This is a genomic window from Gammaproteobacteria bacterium (genome assembly GCA_013816845.1).
In the GTDB taxonomy this organism is placed as follows: domain Bacteria; phylum Pseudomonadota; class Gammaproteobacteria; order DSM-16500; family DSM-16500; genus Aquicella.
On record JACDDU010000006.1, the window covers coordinates 74,211 to 91,578 of the forward strand.

A 17,368-nucleotide genomic window follows, 5' to 3' on the forward strand; every position below is an offset into this window, starting at 1 on the left:
ACGTGTTTAATAAGTAGGATAGTTACTAGACTTAATAGACTGATTCAGGTCCGGAAAGCCTAACTTCAGCCTATAGCGTTAATTACTATTTTGAAATTCATTCAACTCTTGTTGCAGCCGATTAATTTTATCAGTTCGACAACTTTTGGCGATATCAGCATCAACCTTCACATCTTTCACTGATTGCCCTAAAATGACTGGCTTCATACAATCTTTCCAAAATTTTTTATTTGTTTCAGAATGCCGCCCAAAGCCTGCTTGCTTGCAAGCTTTTGCAATCATTGCACAAGGCTTACTATCTGATGACATATCTTGAGGATCTGCATAGATTGCTGGCGCTGAAAGCATCATTGCTGCTACAAAGACAAAATAAAACTTAGACATATAACCTCCGTTGTTTAGCCTACAAAGTTTGTTTATTCAATTCTGAATTTTGTTGTTAGATCATACCATATCGTTCATTTCATTGAATCTACCGAGAAGCCTTATACAGTGCTATTAATGCATCTAATCTGTAATCACTATTGACTCATGTACAAATCGCCCTCCTCGTTCACATGTACTGAGTTATGAATCTATGTGAATAAAATTTAATTTATTTAAATTAAGAAGAAATACATTTATACAATAAAAGCATCAAGATTAAGTTATGATTTACTTATTTTGGTTGACGCGTAGAAGTTCTTCTTGATTGAAATTAAATAATTCCAAGTCATAATTAGGAGGTAATACGACAATTAATTTTCTTCGAAAGTCACTTAAGTCCGTTAATGGAATGATATCAATTTTTACGCCCTCAGTTAGTGGCATAGGCGTTGCACTAAGCTCCCAATCCTCTCCTTTTTTCTTTGAAAGGTAGCTTTCGGGGAATTTGACTTCTATTTCATAAAAAGATTTGAATAGCTCAGTCGCCTTAGTATCGAAATATTCTCCATATTGGGCAAGTAAAATCCCTTCTGTTTCAGGCGTTGCTCCCAAGCCAATAATCGTTGCCCAATGAGCCCCTTCGCCTTTTGGAGATTGAGACTCTGGTTTTCCTGCTTGACCCAGACCTGATTGTGATGCAAAGGGAATAATAACGGGTAAATTTTGTTCTATAGCTTTCTTAATGACCTGCATGAATTGAATATAATCATTTATTTCACAGATGAGGCTTTTGCATTCCGCTTTTTCGATCACCTTTGCAAGCTCTTTAGCTGAAAACACCGCTCCTTGTCCTGAAATCCCAAGGCTTTTCCGCATTTGACGAAGTGATGAAGAAGGCTTAGGGTGGTTCACATCAAGTTTTCTTGCGTAAATAACAGGTTGTTTAAACAACTGAGGATGCCACTGACGATTATAATTGGCAGCACAAGCAACAGCATAAAATCCGCAAGTGATACCTTTTTGTTGAGCAATGTCTGGAGGAGATTTTAGTACCTGTCCATGCTGCTTATAAAGTCGAAAATGATGCAAAGAATCGTATTTTTGTTGGGGGTCAAGTGTCCAGAATGTTTCCCCTTTATAATTTTTGAGATCTGGATTTGCTCCATGTTTAAGTAGAAATTGGGATTTCTTTAAGTTTCCCGTATCCGCAGCTTCATGTAAGGCAGTATTGCCCTTATTATTAAAATGATTAATATTAGGAGATAATTTTAAAGCTTGTTCGTAATATTGCTCATCGTTACATACATGTAAAAAACTATTTCCATTTTGGTCGTAATCATGCAGCGGCGTTCCCCCCATCAATTTTAATATCAACTCGAAACCTTCAACATATTTTGATTTCATCGCAAGATGAAGAAAATAATAAGTACTATCGGATTTTCTAAAAGCACTGAGAAAAGGTTCATCTTTAATTTCTGGAAATGACTTCAATGAATGAGAAACAATTAATGTAGTAAGTAAGGCGTTAAACGTATCATCAATCACTTTTTGATCGTTCGTTAAATTGGAAAGATATTTAAAAATTTCGACAAAATGGTCGAAGACAAATTTTGTTTTCTCACCTTTTTCTAGATGAAAAATCAGCATTTCACTCTTTAAATTTTCACACCATTTATCTATCTCAACAGATACACCCTTTTCAAATAATGCTGATAAAATTCCAATACTAAGTGTTGAGTTAACAAGCGGATGATACATCATAAAAAACAATTTCATTTGGTAGTGATCTAAGGATACGCACTCCTTATTAAAATTAAATTGATCAATTTCGTATGGTTGCAAATGACGTAACTTAAGGACGTTTGGTGTAGCTAAGCGAAGTTTTAATTCAAAGGTGCGTTGATCTTGTAAAAAATAAGTAAATAAACTTTTAATAATAGGAATATCATCATCGGTTAGTTTAGCAGGATTTATTTTTACAAGAACTGCAGGCGGTGTTCCTCCCTTAAAATCAAAATCAAAAGCACCACTTTCAGCGCTGATAAGATTATTTATCAAGTCTTTAAGCAGCATAGGCTCAATTACATCTCAATTTTTGGAGGATTAATTTTTCAAGAAGATAATTATCCCATAAAATACTTAACGTTTTATTTTGTAAAAAAGGCATGGTTATTTAACGAGTTAGATTAGAATCGGCAGCGATGATGAATGTCAATTTTTCTTATAAACAGCAGTCTTATGCTACAAACTTAGTTGTTGCGACCTGTCAATTCTGCATCGCCCATGGAAAGCTTGTCGTTAGATTAGAATATCCCACAAGAACACGTTAACTGTATGTGGCAAGTCCATGGGACATATTTTGATATTACTCCCTCGCCACATTAAATGGATGAGTGCCGAGGGTCATTAACTTTAACGTTGAAACAGTTCAGCTTTTTAGTCAATTCAATGTAATTTTTTGGCAGCGGTTATAAGTCCAGAAAATCATTGAATTTACGTTTAAATGCCTCTCCTACTCGGAAGAATTAGGACCATCATGACATTTTTATAAAATTCGACAGTAATCGATCCAAATAGTGTCATAACTTCTCAATGAATTTGATTGATGCATAAAACTCGCTTAAGAGAAACGTGATTGACGGTTGTGTCTGTCAAGACTAGACTAACCCACGCATTATCTTTATAAAATCAACTACATTACCGTTTGGAGATCAATCCATGAATAAAAAAACTATAGCTATGCTATTAGTAGTTAGTAGTAGCTTTGTAAGTTCTGCTTTTGCTAACAACATCATCAACAAGTTAATCACAAAAAACAGTTCAGCTACGTCTTCGATTACCACAACCCACAAAATGACAAAGCAAAATCATTCCTCTTACACTGATTTTTCAGGTACATGGATGGTTAATTGTGGAAATGGTCCAAGCATCTCTACCGTTATCAAGAATAGTGCGGACTACATCACTTTAGATGGTGATGAGTATCGAATAGGTTTGGGATTACAAGGCAAGTATGAATCCAATGAAGAAGACACTCGGTATGGGCACATCTCATTTGAGTGGGATGCAGGCAAAACCGCTTTAATTGGAAAAAGTATTGATGTTGTTAAACAAAGTGTAGATAGCTCTGCTATTGAGACAGATATATCTGCATTTACTCTTAGCATGAAAAATGGTCAGATTAACCTAGATGGTAAATGGACGGGATTCAAAGATGTAACACAAACCACAAAGCCTATAGCTGTGCATTGTGTATTTACTAAAAAAAATTAATCAACAGTTAATGTTTAAAGTAAGAGGCCTATTGGGGCCTTCTTACTACAGGCTTTGTTTCATATCTTTAGATAGCCAAGATAAATCCATTCATAAAATATAAAGCAGGACTAAATAGCCATTATGCAGCAGGTATTTTTACTCGCGCATTCTATAGCTTGGCGGTAGCCTCAGAATGGAATACCAAAAAGGCATTTGATGTTATGGTGCGGGCAAATCATTATTATTGGACCGATAAAATGTCTTTTCAAGAAGGTGCTTGTGCAGTGCTAAAAGCTGGCCAAGATTTAAAATACCCTCTTTCCCCCATACGAGATGCTTTTGCAAGCGTTGGTATCAATACGGACATCTGCTCGTTATCCGAACGCTAAGTTTTTTGCTCGATTTTGGCCATTTTAGAAATTTAAAATTGGCCAAAATCGAGCGATGATTGGATCATTATTTGGGGTGGAATGTTATCTATTCTGATTATAATTGTACTTAACGTGATGCCTCACTTTTAACAATTTAATAGCTCGTTAAGTTGGTAGCGGAGCACCCCTATCGAAGGATTGAGAAAATTTCACCACTTTTCCATTTTTATTAAAGATAATGACCACCGTGTTAATTGTATCTTGATGCATATTATTTTTATCAATAAAAGTCACACGATATTTCGCGGCTGCCTTTTTACCCTCAATATGGATATCTCTAACAGGAAAATGAATATAAGCGGATTTATAATAATTTTGTGCAATCTTATAACGCTGATGTAAACTCGCAGCGTTAGTCGCTCCTAATTTTCCGTTGGTATAATATTCGAATTGATTAGCAAAATGAGCAGAAATATCTTGCGGAGCCATTTTTTCAAAACGACCCACCGTATTTTGCCATTGAATAAATTCTGAGACATGCGCTCTTGAAATCTGTTTGGCTTCACTCTTTATTTTTTGTTCTGCATAACTCGTTAAAGTAAAAGAAAATAGTATAAAAGCTATAACTGACGCTCCTAGTCCAAATGGTCTCATAACTTCTCCATGAGTTGATTGATCCTAAAACTTTTAATCAATTATTAAAACAGTTGACCTCCTTTGTCTATGGCTAATTTTGACCGTTCGTTTCGGAGCACATTGGGTGATGGAGAATGGACCGAAATCACATTGAAAGGAAAATATAGCGGTTTATACCGCTCGTGAAGTTTACGATAACGAGTGACGGTAAAGTTTTTTAGGAGAGCTGCTGCCACGAAGGCTTCTTAAATGGCAAATTCTTGAAGGCTAAGACATGGCTATTATTGAGACCTTTCTGACCCTATGTTCTATGTGAAACACGTAAGTTCTGCAGGATACCCATAATCCACCGATTTTTTTACCCGTAAACCTACACTTTAAGTTTAGGCTAAAAAGGGGGGTACCAGGCTAATTATCATTAATAATCAATGGATTATGGAATTTTTTTCCCTGGGAAAAATTACTTTAGCATAATGTGATAAATAACCGCAGCCCGAATGATGGCGCTTTGTACCCCTTCAAACAAAGGATATTTTACCCTAATACTAAAAAAAGCATTCTTAACATTCTGAATTGTTTCTTGATCTAAATAGAATGCTTCTATTTCGGATAACTCAGCTAAATTAATATCAATACCCTGCTCAACATAATCAACAAAATCAGGTTGGAGCAAAAATGTTGAAATGGCATCTTTCAGCCATCGGCTTTTACCTCGCAAACCATAACCGGATTTGATGAGAGAAGCCTGCATCTCAATTTTAAGACGTTTTGGAAAACGAACCGTAACTTTTTTATTTTTTTTCTTATTTTCCATTAAGCAATCTCTGTAACGTTATATTCTTTTTCAATTGTTTTGATGAGCTCTTTAAAAGCTTTGCTAATTGACTTTGAAGAGGTCCAATCAATATTTCTAAAACCGGAACGATATTTATCTAATCTTGAATCAGCCAATACGATCTCGAGTAATTGTTTTGCAGTATTTGAGTTATTAATTTTTCCTAGATTGATTGATTGTCCATTCGTATGTTTAGTTACAACTGCATTTTTGCCAGCCACGTTGCGATAATTGCTAAGGGAGGTGACCTCATTTTTGGAGGAAAGAATCCAAGCCAAAATTTGATTGCGAGCTCCTTTATTCTTCATCGAAACTAATTCTTGCACGAGTTTAAGATTATTTAACTTTCCTAATTGAACCAGTTGAATAATTTTCTCGTCAGCTTTTAATAAGTTAAAATATCGATAAGCTTGAATGCTTGAAACACCCAGAAGGTTTTGCAGAATTTTTTCGTTAAACTCAGCCAAATTAGTCTTTCGATAAGCTTCTGCTATAGAAATTAAATTATTAAATTTTTCCCATAGAGATAAATCCTGTCGATTTATATTTTCAACCCATTGGGTATATCTCAAATTAAACTCATTAGGCTTTTGATTAATGCGAACAGGCACTGATTTTTGACCCAGTAACATTGCTGCTAAATATCGTCTTTCCCCCGAAACAATCCGATACTTTGCCCCCTCCTTATAAACTTCAATCGCATTCCTGATGCCAATTCGTTTGATGGATTCGGCAAGTTCATTAAGCGCTTCTAATTCCTTTAACTTAGTTGGATAATGCGGATCAGTTTGAGCGAGACCATTTAATAGATCTTCTAAAGTAATAGAGAGTTTCCGGGGGTTCTCTGGATCAGGTTCTATCGTATCAAGGGACATCATATCGTAATGCAGCTGGCCGTTATTCGTGGAAGCAGATTGGATTGTACTTCGAAGACCACTTGCCAAATCCGGAGCAATCGTAAAGCGCTTTTTAGTTGACATTATTACTCATCCTTTTTTCAATTTCCTGACATGCCAATAATACTTCCTGTTTAGCTATATTCTTATCTGGGTACATGAAAATAGAAGGAGGAGCAGCACCATCAGCATCAGCTTCTGCATAGATTAATCGTCGGCCTATTTTTGATTCCAATACATACTCCGGCATTTCTTGTTTTAAACTTTCGAAATGATCTTTATGAATGATGCCCCGTCGATCAAATGAATTGGGTAAAACTCCTATCAAATTCAAAGGATTATTTTCCGGACGACGAAGAGTTTCAGATTTCCAAAGATGAATCATTCCATAAATTCCCTCAATAGGTTGAGGCTCCATAATTGAAGGGATAAGTAAATCAGTAGCGGCTCTTACCACACTAATTGTTACGGGTCCTTTTGAGGGCGGCGTATCAATAATTATCTTATCGTAACTATTTTTTACATCTTCTAAAGCTAAAAATTTTGACAATTGATCATAAACTTTCTGTACCACTTCTTCACGGGTAACAGCTTCTGCTAGGAGTAACTTAGAACTATGCGAAGGCGCAATTTCTAAAGTTTCAATATAAGTTGCATAGGGAAAAACCATCTCACCAAAAAAAATTCCCGAGATACTACTTCGCCCATCCCAGTCTTTGTCTTCCAGAGAAGCGGGGTTGTAGCTTGGGTGTAAGGGTGGAATTCGACCTTCTTGTTGATAGGGATCAATTTCCATATTAAGGTATCGATTACTAAAGTTCGCTTGAGGATCCATATCAAGTGCTAAAATTCTTTCTTTTTTAACAATTGAAAAATATTCCGCAAGAATTCTGCTGGTTGTCGTTTTTCCTACGCCGCCCTTGTTATTAACAATCGCAATAATTCTCATTGCATTTCTCCTTTTTATCGCCTACAGTATACTCAGTAATATCGTAAGGCACAACTGGTAATGATAATAAAAAGAGGCACACCTCTTAACTGAGTGTTTATTTTATTTAGTTAATTTAATTAGTTTAAGTTATGTTACTTATTGAATAATAAGAGTTAATTTGGAGATAGGTGTAGTCCTACAGGAGTAAAGGTGTAGTATTACAGGATGTAAGGTGTAGCTTTGCAGGGCTTAAAGTGTAGAGTTGCAGGATATTAGAGGTAGGTTTACAGGATGATTTATTAATGGATGCCACAAGAAAACGAGCAAAAAAAAATTTAGAAATTAAAAAGGATTCTGACTTATATTTAAGAAAGCATGTCGGACTAATTCATTGTGAAAACAAGCTGACATTGATGCAAAGAAAAATCTGCAACATTTTATTGTTTAATGCCCTCGACAAGATTGATAAGCAAGATATTTATGAGATTTCTTTACGACAACTATGTAGCTTAGTTGGCTATAACAGCAATGATATACAGCTCATAAAACAATCGATTAAAAGTTTAATTTCTGTCGTCATGGAATGGAATTTGCTTGAAGATAATAAGTTCTTAAATGAGGATGATTATTCAGCGGATGCTATATCTTGGAATGCAAGCGCATTACTTGCAGGCGCATCAATCAAAAGTGGGGTAATACGTTATTCATACAGTCCCCAAATGAAATCGGTCTTATCTTCTCTCGATATTTATGGCCGTATTAATTTATTTGTCCAATCTAAATTTAATTCGATGTATAGCCTCGTTTTGTATGAAAACTGTGTCAGGTTCAAAAATATTAAACAAACGGCATGGTTTCCCATGGACTTATTTCGTTCCTTAATGGGCGTATCCGAAGGTAAATATCGATCATTTAAAGAGTTTAAAAGAAATGTTATCACGGTTGCTGTTAATGAAATTAACCGAAAAGCAGATATCACTATTGAAGCTCAATATAAAAAATCCGGCAGATACATTGCATCCATTCAATTTTTACTTTCTGAAAATGAAAATTATAAACCTACATTCAAAAGAATAGCTCGAGAAAGTAATATTACATCCCTAACTTCACCTCAATCATCAATTGCTGAGCTACTCATATCAGAATTTAATCTCTCTGCAAAGCAGTCAAAAGAGATTACCAGTGAATATAGTTCTGAATATTTATTAGAAAAGATAAACCTAGTTAGAGCAAAACATAACATTGATCATTCTGGAGCTTATCTTATTTCTGCACTTAAGAAAGACTATAAGATAAAACAAGATGTAGAGAAAACGGGTGGTACAAAAAATATTGTGAATCTATATCAACGCGAGGCTAAGGAAGCGTATGAAATAACGTCATTAAAAAATAAATACATGACTTATAAATTAAATAATTATATTAATTTTATTGACCACCAAGCTCTGGATATTCAGGTAACCATTCGAGAAAAATTTGAATTGTATTTAAAACCCAAAATCGAGATTTTTACCCTTTATAGAAAAAAGGGGTTATTTTCGCCTTTCGTAATGATAGATTTCATGGAATTTGTGGAAAAAAACTTCCCTAATGTAATTGGTGAATTCATGAGTTTTGATGACTATATTACTTCAGATGAAGTGATGGGATAGTCAGGGAATTATAATTCAATTTACATTCGCATTAACAAATTGATTAGATAAAATTACCTCAACTAAAATCGTCAGCCAAAGACAACATTAACTAGTTACTACGGGTCATTTTATCTTGTTTAATTCTGCTGCTCCAAGGCGCCAAAAGCATTGCTTACTTCTCCTGAGCCACTAATAGTTTGTTCAACTTTCGGTTGATGGTTATAGTATAAAACTTTGCCGTCGCCATTAATTTTTACCTTCAAGTTATTAGAAATATCGACGCCAACGAGACCGGAACCGTTGATTTCAATCTCAGCATCTCTTACTTGTAAACCTTGGGCATTAACGTTAGCGTTTCCATTAATCACAATTTTTAAATTCGTAATTATTCCTTTTAACATTACGATATGGGTTCCTTTAAAAGTACAATTCAGCTGTTTGTCGTTTAAGTCATACATTTCAAATTGAGAGTTGCCCTTCAAATTTAAGGTATGAAGTTGATCGGTAGTGAACCAAATATTTTGTTGAACAGAAGGTAGTAACTTAACGGAGTCGTCAACATGAATGGTTAAGATTTTGTTATCGACGGATGATTTAATATAGGGAATAAGGTTGGGATTGCTGCTAATAACCAATTCTTCAGGCGTGCCTATTGTTCCCTTAATATGATATTCACCATCAGCTTCAATAGTCGAAAAATTAGTTATTTTTCGACTTTCTTGCGTTGCAGTGCCTTCACCCTTGATATATTTTCGCTCACATCCTGTCAATAATGGAACTAAAAAAACAATTAAAACAAGGGGTACTGCTTTCGTATAAATAAGCACGGTAATTTTCCCAAATTATACTTAAATAAATTATACCTGATAGTTTACAATAAGACCCAGCAGGGATTTGTTTCAGTACTGAAAAGTTAAGTCTAATTTTTATCAATGTTATTAATTCAAACGCAATTAAATTTTTGTTTGTTCATTAATAGTCTCGTTAATACGGTGTATTAATAACTTATTAAATATCTTAAAAAAAAAATTTTAAATAGTTTATAGTATTGGGCCATTAACTAAGAATAGAGTAAGGTAATGCATAGAAAATCTTATATTTTATTTTTTACTGGCGCTTCGGGTGCTGGTAAAACTTCATTATTATGGGCTCTTAAGAAAAAAATAAAAAAGCCTAATGTTTCTTTTATACATTTTGATTCAATTGATATTCCAAATACAGAAGATATGGTTAGAGAATTCGGTTCTCCTTCTGCATGGCAGGAAGCTAAGACACACGAATGGGTGGACCATTTGATTTTAAACTTTAAAGAAAAAGATATGATCTTCTTTGAAGGGCAAGTAAATATAGATTATATTGAGGCAGCATTTAAACAAAAAAATTGGCATGCATATGATGTTATTTTAGTTCATTGTCAAAATGAAGAGCGCCATAATCGCCTAGCATTGTCAAGAGATCAACCTGACCTGGTTAATTCTGAAATGGATAATTGGTCTTCTTATTTAGAAGCACAAGCAAAACAAAAGAAAGTATTAATTTTGGATACGACTAAGATGACTGATAAAGAATCCTGCGCTTGGGTTGAGGAACATTTAGCCAATATACATTGTAATTACAAGATTAAATAATACAAGCGTAACAACAACCTTGGTAAATTTAATTGATTTCCATCGTTCGCAAATTTTAGTTAGTTTTTCGAATAAATTTTTTAAGATTATTTAAAGAATAAGTATTTATAATATCAGAAGCTTCAAGCCCAGCTCTCCGTGCTTGCGTCAGACCTAATGCCATAAATTTAAATCCCCTTAAGCTATGAGCGTCGCTCGAAAGAGATATTTTAACTCCAAGTGATTTAGCTAAATTGCAATATTCTGCTTTTAAATCCAATCGATAAGGTTGAGAATTAAGTTCGACCGCACACCCATGATCTCGCGCGGCAGAGAGAATTTTTTCTACATCAACTTCATAGGGTAAGCGATTATTTATTAATCGCCCTGTAGGGTGGCCTAAAATGGTGCAATACGGATTTTCTATGGCGCGTATAATTCGTGTAGTTTGTTGGGATTTGGTTAAGCGGAAGAGCGAATGAACGGAACAAACAACTAAATCGAGCTCTTTTAAAACATCAGAAGGAAAATCCAAACGCCCATCTTCTAAAATATCACATTCACTTGATTTCAAAATTCTAAAATTGTTGAATTTACTATTCAATCGATCAATTAACTTAATTTGGTTAAATAAACGTTTTTTATCCAAACCATTGGTTATTTTTAAGCGCTGAGAGTGATCTGTTATAGCAAGATATTCGTAGCCTTGATAAATCGCATATTCTACAACGCGCTCTAAATCTAAAACACCATCTGTTTCATTAGTATGGCAATGTAAGTCACCCTTGATATCTTTGAGTTGAACTAATTTAGGTAATGTATTACTCAAAGCTAAAGAAATTTCATCACGACCCATTCTTAGTTCAGGCTCAATATAAGGAAGATCAATGGAGTTATAAATCTCCTTTTCTGTCATATCTGGAAAATTAAACGTTTGTAGTGGAAGAATCTGTTTTAATTTTTTTAAGTGTAACGTTGAGCCTGTCGACTTTAATAACGTTTCGCCTACATTTTTGTTATGAGTACCATATAAATTAATGTTTACAACATTTAAAATTGTTACTTCTGCATGATCGTCATTCATAATTACGTTGGTGATCAAGGGGGAGCCGACAAGATCTTGCCAATGGAAGTTGTTTTTAGTAACAAGAACGAATTCTAAATGATCGATCAGTTCGTTGTGTCGTCTTAATGCTCCAGTGATATGTACTTTTATAATGTTATCGAATTTTTCCAATATATGTATAACTAATTCAGCAAGTTTCTTGGCATTATGTAGACGTAAGGGAGATTTTTGTATTACATTAGAAGCGTAATTGTGGTGTAGAATAAACTCAATTACATTAAATTCATTTGATAAAATTTTATTAATAACACCATTAATTCCTTTGCCAATGTAAGGTAATTCCTGAAGATCAAAATTATTAGATTTTAACGTTGTGACTTGCGATGTTAAGTTACTAATAATATTTGCTGCTTTGCGATAAGCGCGCGCTCGAAATTTATTTTGGATTGCTTCAAGATAATCTGCTATTTCATACAAGTAACTTGCGAGTTGATAATTATCCATAAATTTATTTTCGTGATCCTGTCATTATTAATGGAAATGTTTTGTAGACTCCGCAAATTCAATATAACCAAAAATTAATGGAAATTTTGGCAGGTATTTTTTGGATTAATATCATATTTGCTTATAAATTCGTACGCCTTTTTAATATCCGGTGTTAATTCACGGTCCTTCTGCAAAAACGGGACTATAGTACGAAATCTAAAATACAACGCAGTTGTGGCTTTGCCCAAAATCAATCCCGGTATTTGCAATTTCCTAAGCTCAATGGCTTGGCTTGCATGTATTAATTCAAATCCCATAATTTGATAAAGTTCATTAACGATTTTATTTAAATGCTCGACAACCAAAAGTGAATTCGTTGCAGTGTCTTCAATCTCGCCCGCAACTGGGTAAGAAATCGTTGATACCGGGATGGTTTGTTGTTGTATATCAGTATTCAAATACAGAATGGGTTTTTGGATTGCGGCAAAGGCAATGGTGGCTTGGTCAGGTGAAAGAAAACGTGAGAGTTGGTTCACACAAAAAGAACCTAATTTTATGATACGTTGGGTAGCGCTAGCCGACATATGACCTAATGCGATATTTAAGCGTTCAATATTGAGGACCCAAGAAATGGGTTCAAAATTAGCAGTAGGAATCACCGCTCCTGATAGTGTTCCATTACTAATGTAAAATGCTTTTTCTTGAGAAGAAGCATTGCTATCAGGAATGATATCAATCACCACAGCAGGATTATCATCTGAAGAATTTAATTGGAGGGTAAGGTCCTGCTTTAAATCTTTTAGCACATCACGGGTTGCACCACTGACTTGACTTGCGGTACGAAAGCTAAGTGGATCCTGAAGTGCTCTTTTAGGCGATCTATCTAAAAGGTAACTTCGTTGAAGATAATCAATAATATTTTTTGCCGAAATGCCTTGGCCAGGGTAGGGGCGTATTACATGCACAACCTCAAGAAGCGGAGCAATATTTCCATTGATGCCCTCCAAACTTAAGGCTACTAACAAATCATATTTGTCGATCAGTTTTTCCACTTCATCAATTGTTAAGGTGGCCATACCTGCTGTATAAGCATTAGAACTAAAAATGGAGAGCGCATCTTTAGCATAAAGATGCAAGGGTTGCAGGCCAGCTTGCTTTAAAGCTTTAATTGCCGACATGCGTTTTCCTTTATATAAGACATCACCTTTACCTGTCATCGCAAGACCAATATGCGCAAGAATCGTGATATCAGCTTCACCAATGGAGCCGCCAGAAGGAAAAATAGGGGTAATATCATTATTTAAAAAAGCAGCAAACATTTCAACAACAGTAGGCTGTACCCCTGCGTTCCCAAGCAAAAGCGTATTGAGTCTAGCAAGCATAGCTGCACGTACCACTTCCCTTGGAGCATCAGGACCTATTGCTGCGCTCGTCGCATAAAGGTCGTTCATATTAAATGTTTCAGATTCTTGTCGGGCAAGGGATGTTATAACGTTTCCTTTAAAAATAATTTTATCTTTATTTAAACCAACGCCTCGATTTAACCCATATATTGGTAACTCTTTTTCTGCAGCTAATAATAACAATTGATGAGAGCGTTTTACTTTATCAAGTGCTTCCGCTTCAATCTGTATTAATGCATTTTGCTTCGCAACTTGCACAACTTTCTCTATAGTTAAATTTTTTCCATTGAGAATAAAGGGCTGGATAGGTGCCGGGTTATAAGAATAGGCAAGATGGGTAGTGCATAGAAAAAAAGAGATAAAAAGTATTTTACTCGCTGCTGAAATAGAATATTTCATTTAAAACACTCATTGTTATTATTGTATTTATAGTCTACTAAAGCGATTGTTATCAGGATTCCGCTGCATTAATTGCAAATTACATAAAGTCTTCACTAGAAGCAGAAATTATGCTTTAAGTTGATCAATATTACCTTGTAAACGCTCCCGATTATTAAAATGTCATCATTTTGTTTTAAAGCATATTAATCGTACTATTTGCTGGAAGGGGGAAAATGATAAAGCATTCAATGTAATGCACATTTAGTAATATTTGCTCATTTTTGCTAAAGTATATCCAAAAGATTAACCCGTAAAGATTAACATAAATTAGTGAGTGAATGAATGATGATTATTTTACTAAATGGGGCAACGAGCAGTGGAAAAACAAATATCGCTAAAGCGATCCAACATCTTGATACTAAGCCGTGGCTCACCTTAGGAATTGATACCCTGATTAATATGATGCCAACAAAATATTGGGCGGGTGGTGAAAAAGCAGACGAAGGCTATAATTTTATTGCAGGCACTGATGAAGACGGTTTGATTATGTCTTTAAAAATAGGTCCCTATGGTCAAAAAATAGATAAGGCCATTGTGAAAGTGGCTGAATTGTTATCGAGTCAAGAATTCAATATCATTATCGATGAAGTATTAATGGGCGATGAATCATTAAAAAATTATGTACAGACGTTATCACAATATCCCGTATATTTTATTGGCGTTCATTGTGGCAAAACAATATTAGAAGAACGTGAAATTTTAAGGGGTGATCGTTTCGTGGGTTCTGCGCGGGATCAAATGAAGCGATGTCATGGTCCCACACGATGTTACGATGTGGAAGTTGACACAACGCACCATTCATCCTTTGAATGTGCAAAACAAATTTTGGATTTTGTGAGCGCTAATCCATCACCGCGAGGGTTTGAAACACTAAGAATGCAATTTATTTAAAAATTCAAATCATTAATCTATTGAATGAGACAATACTCCTTTAATCTTAAAGTGCAGTGCTAAAATACCGCTATCTTATATTGAGGACTTGCGACGGTAATGCGATGGGGATATTAGCGTCATTAATGTTTTTTAATAATTTAGCAAATTTTTCAAAAGTGATGGCATCATCATCCTTTGAATGATCAATCCGATGGAAAACGAGGATGAGCCAACCTTTTTGTAACGACGCGCTCTCTAATAAATTTTTTATTTCCAAGTCTGTCGTTTGATTGGTGATGGCGAATGAGTAAAGATTATAAGCATCACTGACAGGAATAGGATTAATTTGCTCTGCTGCCCGCCGGTAAGATTTGTATACTTTTTTACTGTATTCCCACGCTAAGGGAACTAATACTGGTTTTAAATCACAAGGCATTACAAAATGATCTGCGCGCAAGCCTTTTTTGACTAAAGTGTCTTGTGAACCTTTTATCTCGGAGATCACCACAGTGATATCGTTATATCGATAAGGTTTACAATAATGGTTGGTACCGTGGGAGACCACCTCCCAACCTTTTTGCTGTAAACGTATTAATTGATTCCAACTTAGATAACCTGGTTTGCAAATGAATGTTGTAGGAACTGAAATGGCACCGACGATTTGATATTCATCCATCAATTGAAGAACTTCATGTGAGCCTTGCGAAGCATATGCATCATCAAACCATAAAGTAATCAAAGCGGTTTGTTTCCACGGGAAATTTTTTATCTTCGGTATAGTGGTTGTTATGAAGGGCTGAAATTCACAAATGTTTTTATTAAATATAGAAAAAAAATAAGTTTTGAATAAAATAATAATTAGCAATGCGATCAATAAACTCAAAATTAATTGTAGAATTTTAATTTTACTAAGCTTATTTCTCGTCATGTTCTAAAGGACTTAAAGCAGAATATCTAAAGAAACATTTGCATACTGGTATTTATAATCTGCGGAATTTCTAAAAGATGAAGCTTGTAAGAGATTTTCATAATCTGCACTAAATACAAAATGTTTTGAGATTGGTCCACGTATGCCTAATCCCCATTGTCGGGTGGGACTTGATGCGGTTGGATCGCCCGGATTTTGGGTTATATATTGTCTTCCGATGGCGATATTAAGAAAGTATTTCCAAGTGACCCATAAATTACGGGCGAGGGTCAAACCTGCTTTACGTTCTACATATTGATTTGGACTAAAATACTCTGGGGCTTGAAATTTGTCGGTGAAACCACGTTGCGTTGCAAAGCCTGCAAGTCCTAAATCATTAAAGATTTGTACAATACCAGAAATATAATATCCATTTCTAAAGTTGTTATCACTAAAATTTAGACGCGTTACTGAACTATCAATCGCAAAATAAGGAATAGGATTTAACCTTAATCCTAAGGAAAATTGGTTATCACTGATTCGTTGATAAAAGGCAGGGAACGTTTCTACAATTTCTCTTAAAGCTATGGCTTTTACGTTGATATAATCATTAGGGGTAAAATTTAAATTTGCTTCCCAGAGAAGAGGATGCCAATGACTGTATGCTATAGGTTCAAGGTTTACGCTTGCGGCGAAATTGCGGGTAGGATTCCAATCCTGTTGGATATAAAATCCTTTTGCAATTAATTTATTACTTTGCGTGTAAACAATATAGTCCGTTCCTAAATGCGTTTGAAAGGTATAATTCCAATAATGTCGATAATCAAGCGTCGCATGGCGGATAATAAATGATTCTGAATCACTGGAATAGTAAAATGAAGGTGTTAAATTATTTGGATTGGTGGCAAGCCGCGTCTGCCATAAAACATTTTGTAAATCTCTATCGATCGCTGAATTCGGTTTTATTTTTTGGATGATCGCTGCATTATTAGTTAAAACATTTTGAGTTATATCATACCAACCAGCGTCCAGAGATGCTTGTGCCGAGGCCACCACTAAGTCTTGAGAATGATATTCGATGCCACATGGAATAGTGCGATAAGCGATTCTGGGTTGCTCTAAATAATCTAAAGACTTGACTAATCCAGCCAAAGCCAGTTGATAATCTTCTTGGCTTAAGGGTTCTTGCAGAATGATTAAGTACGTATTTTTAGCTCTTACGTAATTACTGAGCGCCATATGAGATTTTGCAATACCAAAATGAGCAACGCGTTTTTCTTCACTATTCTTGGCTGATTTTAAAGCGAGTTGATAATATTTTAGCGCCATTTCTGTTTGATCAAGGCCTGCATAGCTTTGTGCCACTAATATTTCGGTATCGGCAGAATTTGTAGTTTTGGCTACAGGAAGGAGAATGGCAAGCGCCTCCTTACTTTTATCGTTATTTAGATATTCTTTTGCGGTTTTAATTTCTTTCGAATAAGCAGTAATGGAGAGGGGCTTCGAATGAACATTGGAAAGAAGCGTTGATAAAATACTTGTAACAATTAGATGACGAAATGTAATCATACGAACCATCTTTACTTCCCTGTTTGACTTAATTCCTAAAGTCTAAGATTGATCGACTCTACCCTTTGTCTCACCTTACTCCATTCTATTTC

Annotated in this window: 16 protein-coding genes; 5 read left to right on the forward strand and 11 right to left on the reverse strand. The window is 35.1% G+C overall.

Annotation, left to right across the window (positions count from 1 at the left end; genetic code table 11):
* Positions 1-78: 78 nt before the first annotated feature.
* Together H0W64_11200 and H0W64_11205 are read right to left on the reverse strand one after the other, a co-directional pair.
* Positions 79-384 carry a hypothetical protein gene (locus H0W64_11200; GenBank protein MBA3662290.1) on the reverse strand — a complete coding sequence of 102 codons (306 nt, stop codon included), beginning with the start codon at positions 382-384 and terminating at the stop codon, positions 79-81.
* A 270-nt stretch (positions 385-654) separates the two neighbouring features.
* A complete protein-coding gene (locus H0W64_11205; protein MBA3662291.1) occupies positions 655-2,439 on the reverse strand; it encodes an ankyrin repeat domain-containing protein in 1,785 nt (594 codons plus the stop codon).
* A 645-nt stretch (positions 2,440-3,084) separates the two neighbouring features.
* On the opposite strand from H0W64_11205, the gene H0W64_11210 reads away from it, so the two are divergent.
* Both H0W64_11210 and H0W64_11215 read left to right on the forward strand, forming a co-directional pair.
* Positions 3,085-3,639: a hypothetical protein gene (locus H0W64_11210; protein MBA3662292.1), complete on the forward strand. Its 555-nt coding sequence runs from the start codon at positions 3,085-3,087 to the stop codon at positions 3,637-3,639.
* A 71-nt stretch (positions 3,640-3,710) separates the two neighbouring features.
* Positions 3,711-4,010, forward strand: a complete 300-nt coding sequence (locus H0W64_11215; GenBank protein ID MBA3662293.1) for a M4 family metallopeptidase — start codon at positions 3,711-3,713, stop codon at positions 4,008-4,010.
* A 147-nt stretch (positions 4,011-4,157) separates the two neighbouring features.
* Here H0W64_11215 and H0W64_11220 read toward each other — a convergent pair whose 3' ends face one another.
* The 4 genes from H0W64_11220 to H0W64_11235 all read right to left on the reverse strand — a co-directional run bounded on the left by H0W64_11220 (position 4,158) and on the right by H0W64_11235 (position 7,308).
* Positions 4,158-4,646, reverse strand: coding sequence for a hypothetical protein (locus H0W64_11220; protein MBA3662294.1), 489 nt, complete (start codon positions 4,644-4,646; stop codon positions 4,158-4,160).
* 442 nt (positions 4,647-5,088) lie between these two features.
* A complete protein-coding gene (locus H0W64_11225; GenBank protein ID MBA3662295.1) occupies positions 5,089-5,442 on the reverse strand; it encodes a hypothetical protein in 354 nt (117 codons plus the stop codon).
* Entirely contained in the window at positions 5,442-6,443 is a 1,002-nt protein-coding gene (locus H0W64_11230) for a ParB/RepB/Spo0J family partition protein (GenBank protein MBA3662296.1), read from the reverse strand. Before H0W64_11230 ends, H0W64_11225 begins: the two co-directional genes overlap by 1 nt.
* Positions 6,433-7,308, reverse strand: coding sequence for a ParA family protein (locus H0W64_11235; GenBank protein MBA3662297.1), 876 nt, complete (start codon positions 7,306-7,308; stop codon positions 6,433-6,435). The genes H0W64_11230 and H0W64_11235 overlap by 11 nt, the downstream gene beginning before the upstream one ends.
* A 284-nt stretch (positions 7,309-7,592) precedes the next feature.
* Between H0W64_11235 and H0W64_11240 the strand changes: the two genes are divergently transcribed.
* On the forward strand, positions 7,593-8,942 hold the full coding sequence (locus tag H0W64_11240; GenBank protein MBA3662298.1) for a replication initiation protein: 1,350 nt from the start codon (positions 7,593-7,595) through the stop codon (positions 8,940-8,942).
* Between the two features lie 119 nt (positions 8,943-9,061).
* Here the strand turns inward: H0W64_11240 and H0W64_11245 are convergent, their stop codons facing one another.
* Positions 9,062-9,751 (reverse strand): DUF2807 domain-containing protein, encoded by a 690-nt coding sequence (locus H0W64_11245; protein ID MBA3662299.1) that lies wholly within the window; start codon positions 9,749-9,751, stop codon positions 9,062-9,064.
* Positions 9,752-10,003: 252 nt separating this feature from the next.
* On the opposite strand from H0W64_11245, the gene H0W64_11250 reads away from it, so the two are divergent.
* Positions 10,004-10,552, forward strand: coding sequence for an AAA family ATPase (locus H0W64_11250; protein MBA3662300.1), 549 nt, complete (start codon positions 10,004-10,006; stop codon positions 10,550-10,552).
* A 55-nt stretch (positions 10,553-10,607) separates the two neighbouring features.
* Here H0W64_11250 and H0W64_11255 read toward each other — a convergent pair whose 3' ends face one another.
* On the reverse strand, positions 10,608-12,101 hold the full coding sequence (locus H0W64_11255; GenBank protein MBA3662301.1) for a hypothetical protein: 1,494 nt from the start codon (positions 12,099-12,101) through the stop codon (positions 10,608-10,610).
* A 74-nt stretch (positions 12,102-12,175) separates the two neighbouring features.
* Positions 12,176-13,885 carry an aromatic amino acid lyase gene (locus tag H0W64_11260; GenBank protein ID MBA3662302.1) on the reverse strand — a complete coding sequence of 570 codons (1,710 nt, stop codon included), beginning with the start codon at positions 13,883-13,885 and terminating at the stop codon, positions 12,176-12,178.
* A 324-nt stretch (positions 13,886-14,209) separates the two neighbouring features.
* Between H0W64_11260 and H0W64_11265 the strand changes: the two genes are divergently transcribed.
* Positions 14,210-14,818 carry a chloramphenicol phosphotransferase gene (locus H0W64_11265; GenBank protein MBA3662303.1) on the forward strand — a complete coding sequence of 203 codons (609 nt, stop codon included), beginning with the start codon at positions 14,210-14,212 and terminating at the stop codon, positions 14,816-14,818.
* A 70-nt stretch (positions 14,819-14,888) separates the two neighbouring features.
* Here the strand turns inward: H0W64_11265 and H0W64_11270 are convergent, their stop codons facing one another.
* Complete coding sequence (locus H0W64_11270) at positions 14,889-15,728, reverse strand: polysaccharide deacetylase family protein (GenBank protein MBA3662304.1); 840 nt, start codon at positions 15,726-15,728, stop codon at positions 14,889-14,891.
* Positions 15,729-15,740: 12 nt separating this feature from the next.
* The gene (locus H0W64_11275) at positions 15,741-17,285 is read right to left on the reverse strand and encodes a hypothetical protein (protein ID MBA3662305.1); all 1,545 of its coding nucleotides are present in this window, start codon (positions 17,283-17,285) and stop codon (positions 15,741-15,743) included.
* Between the last annotated feature and the right edge of the window lie 83 nt (positions 17,286-17,368).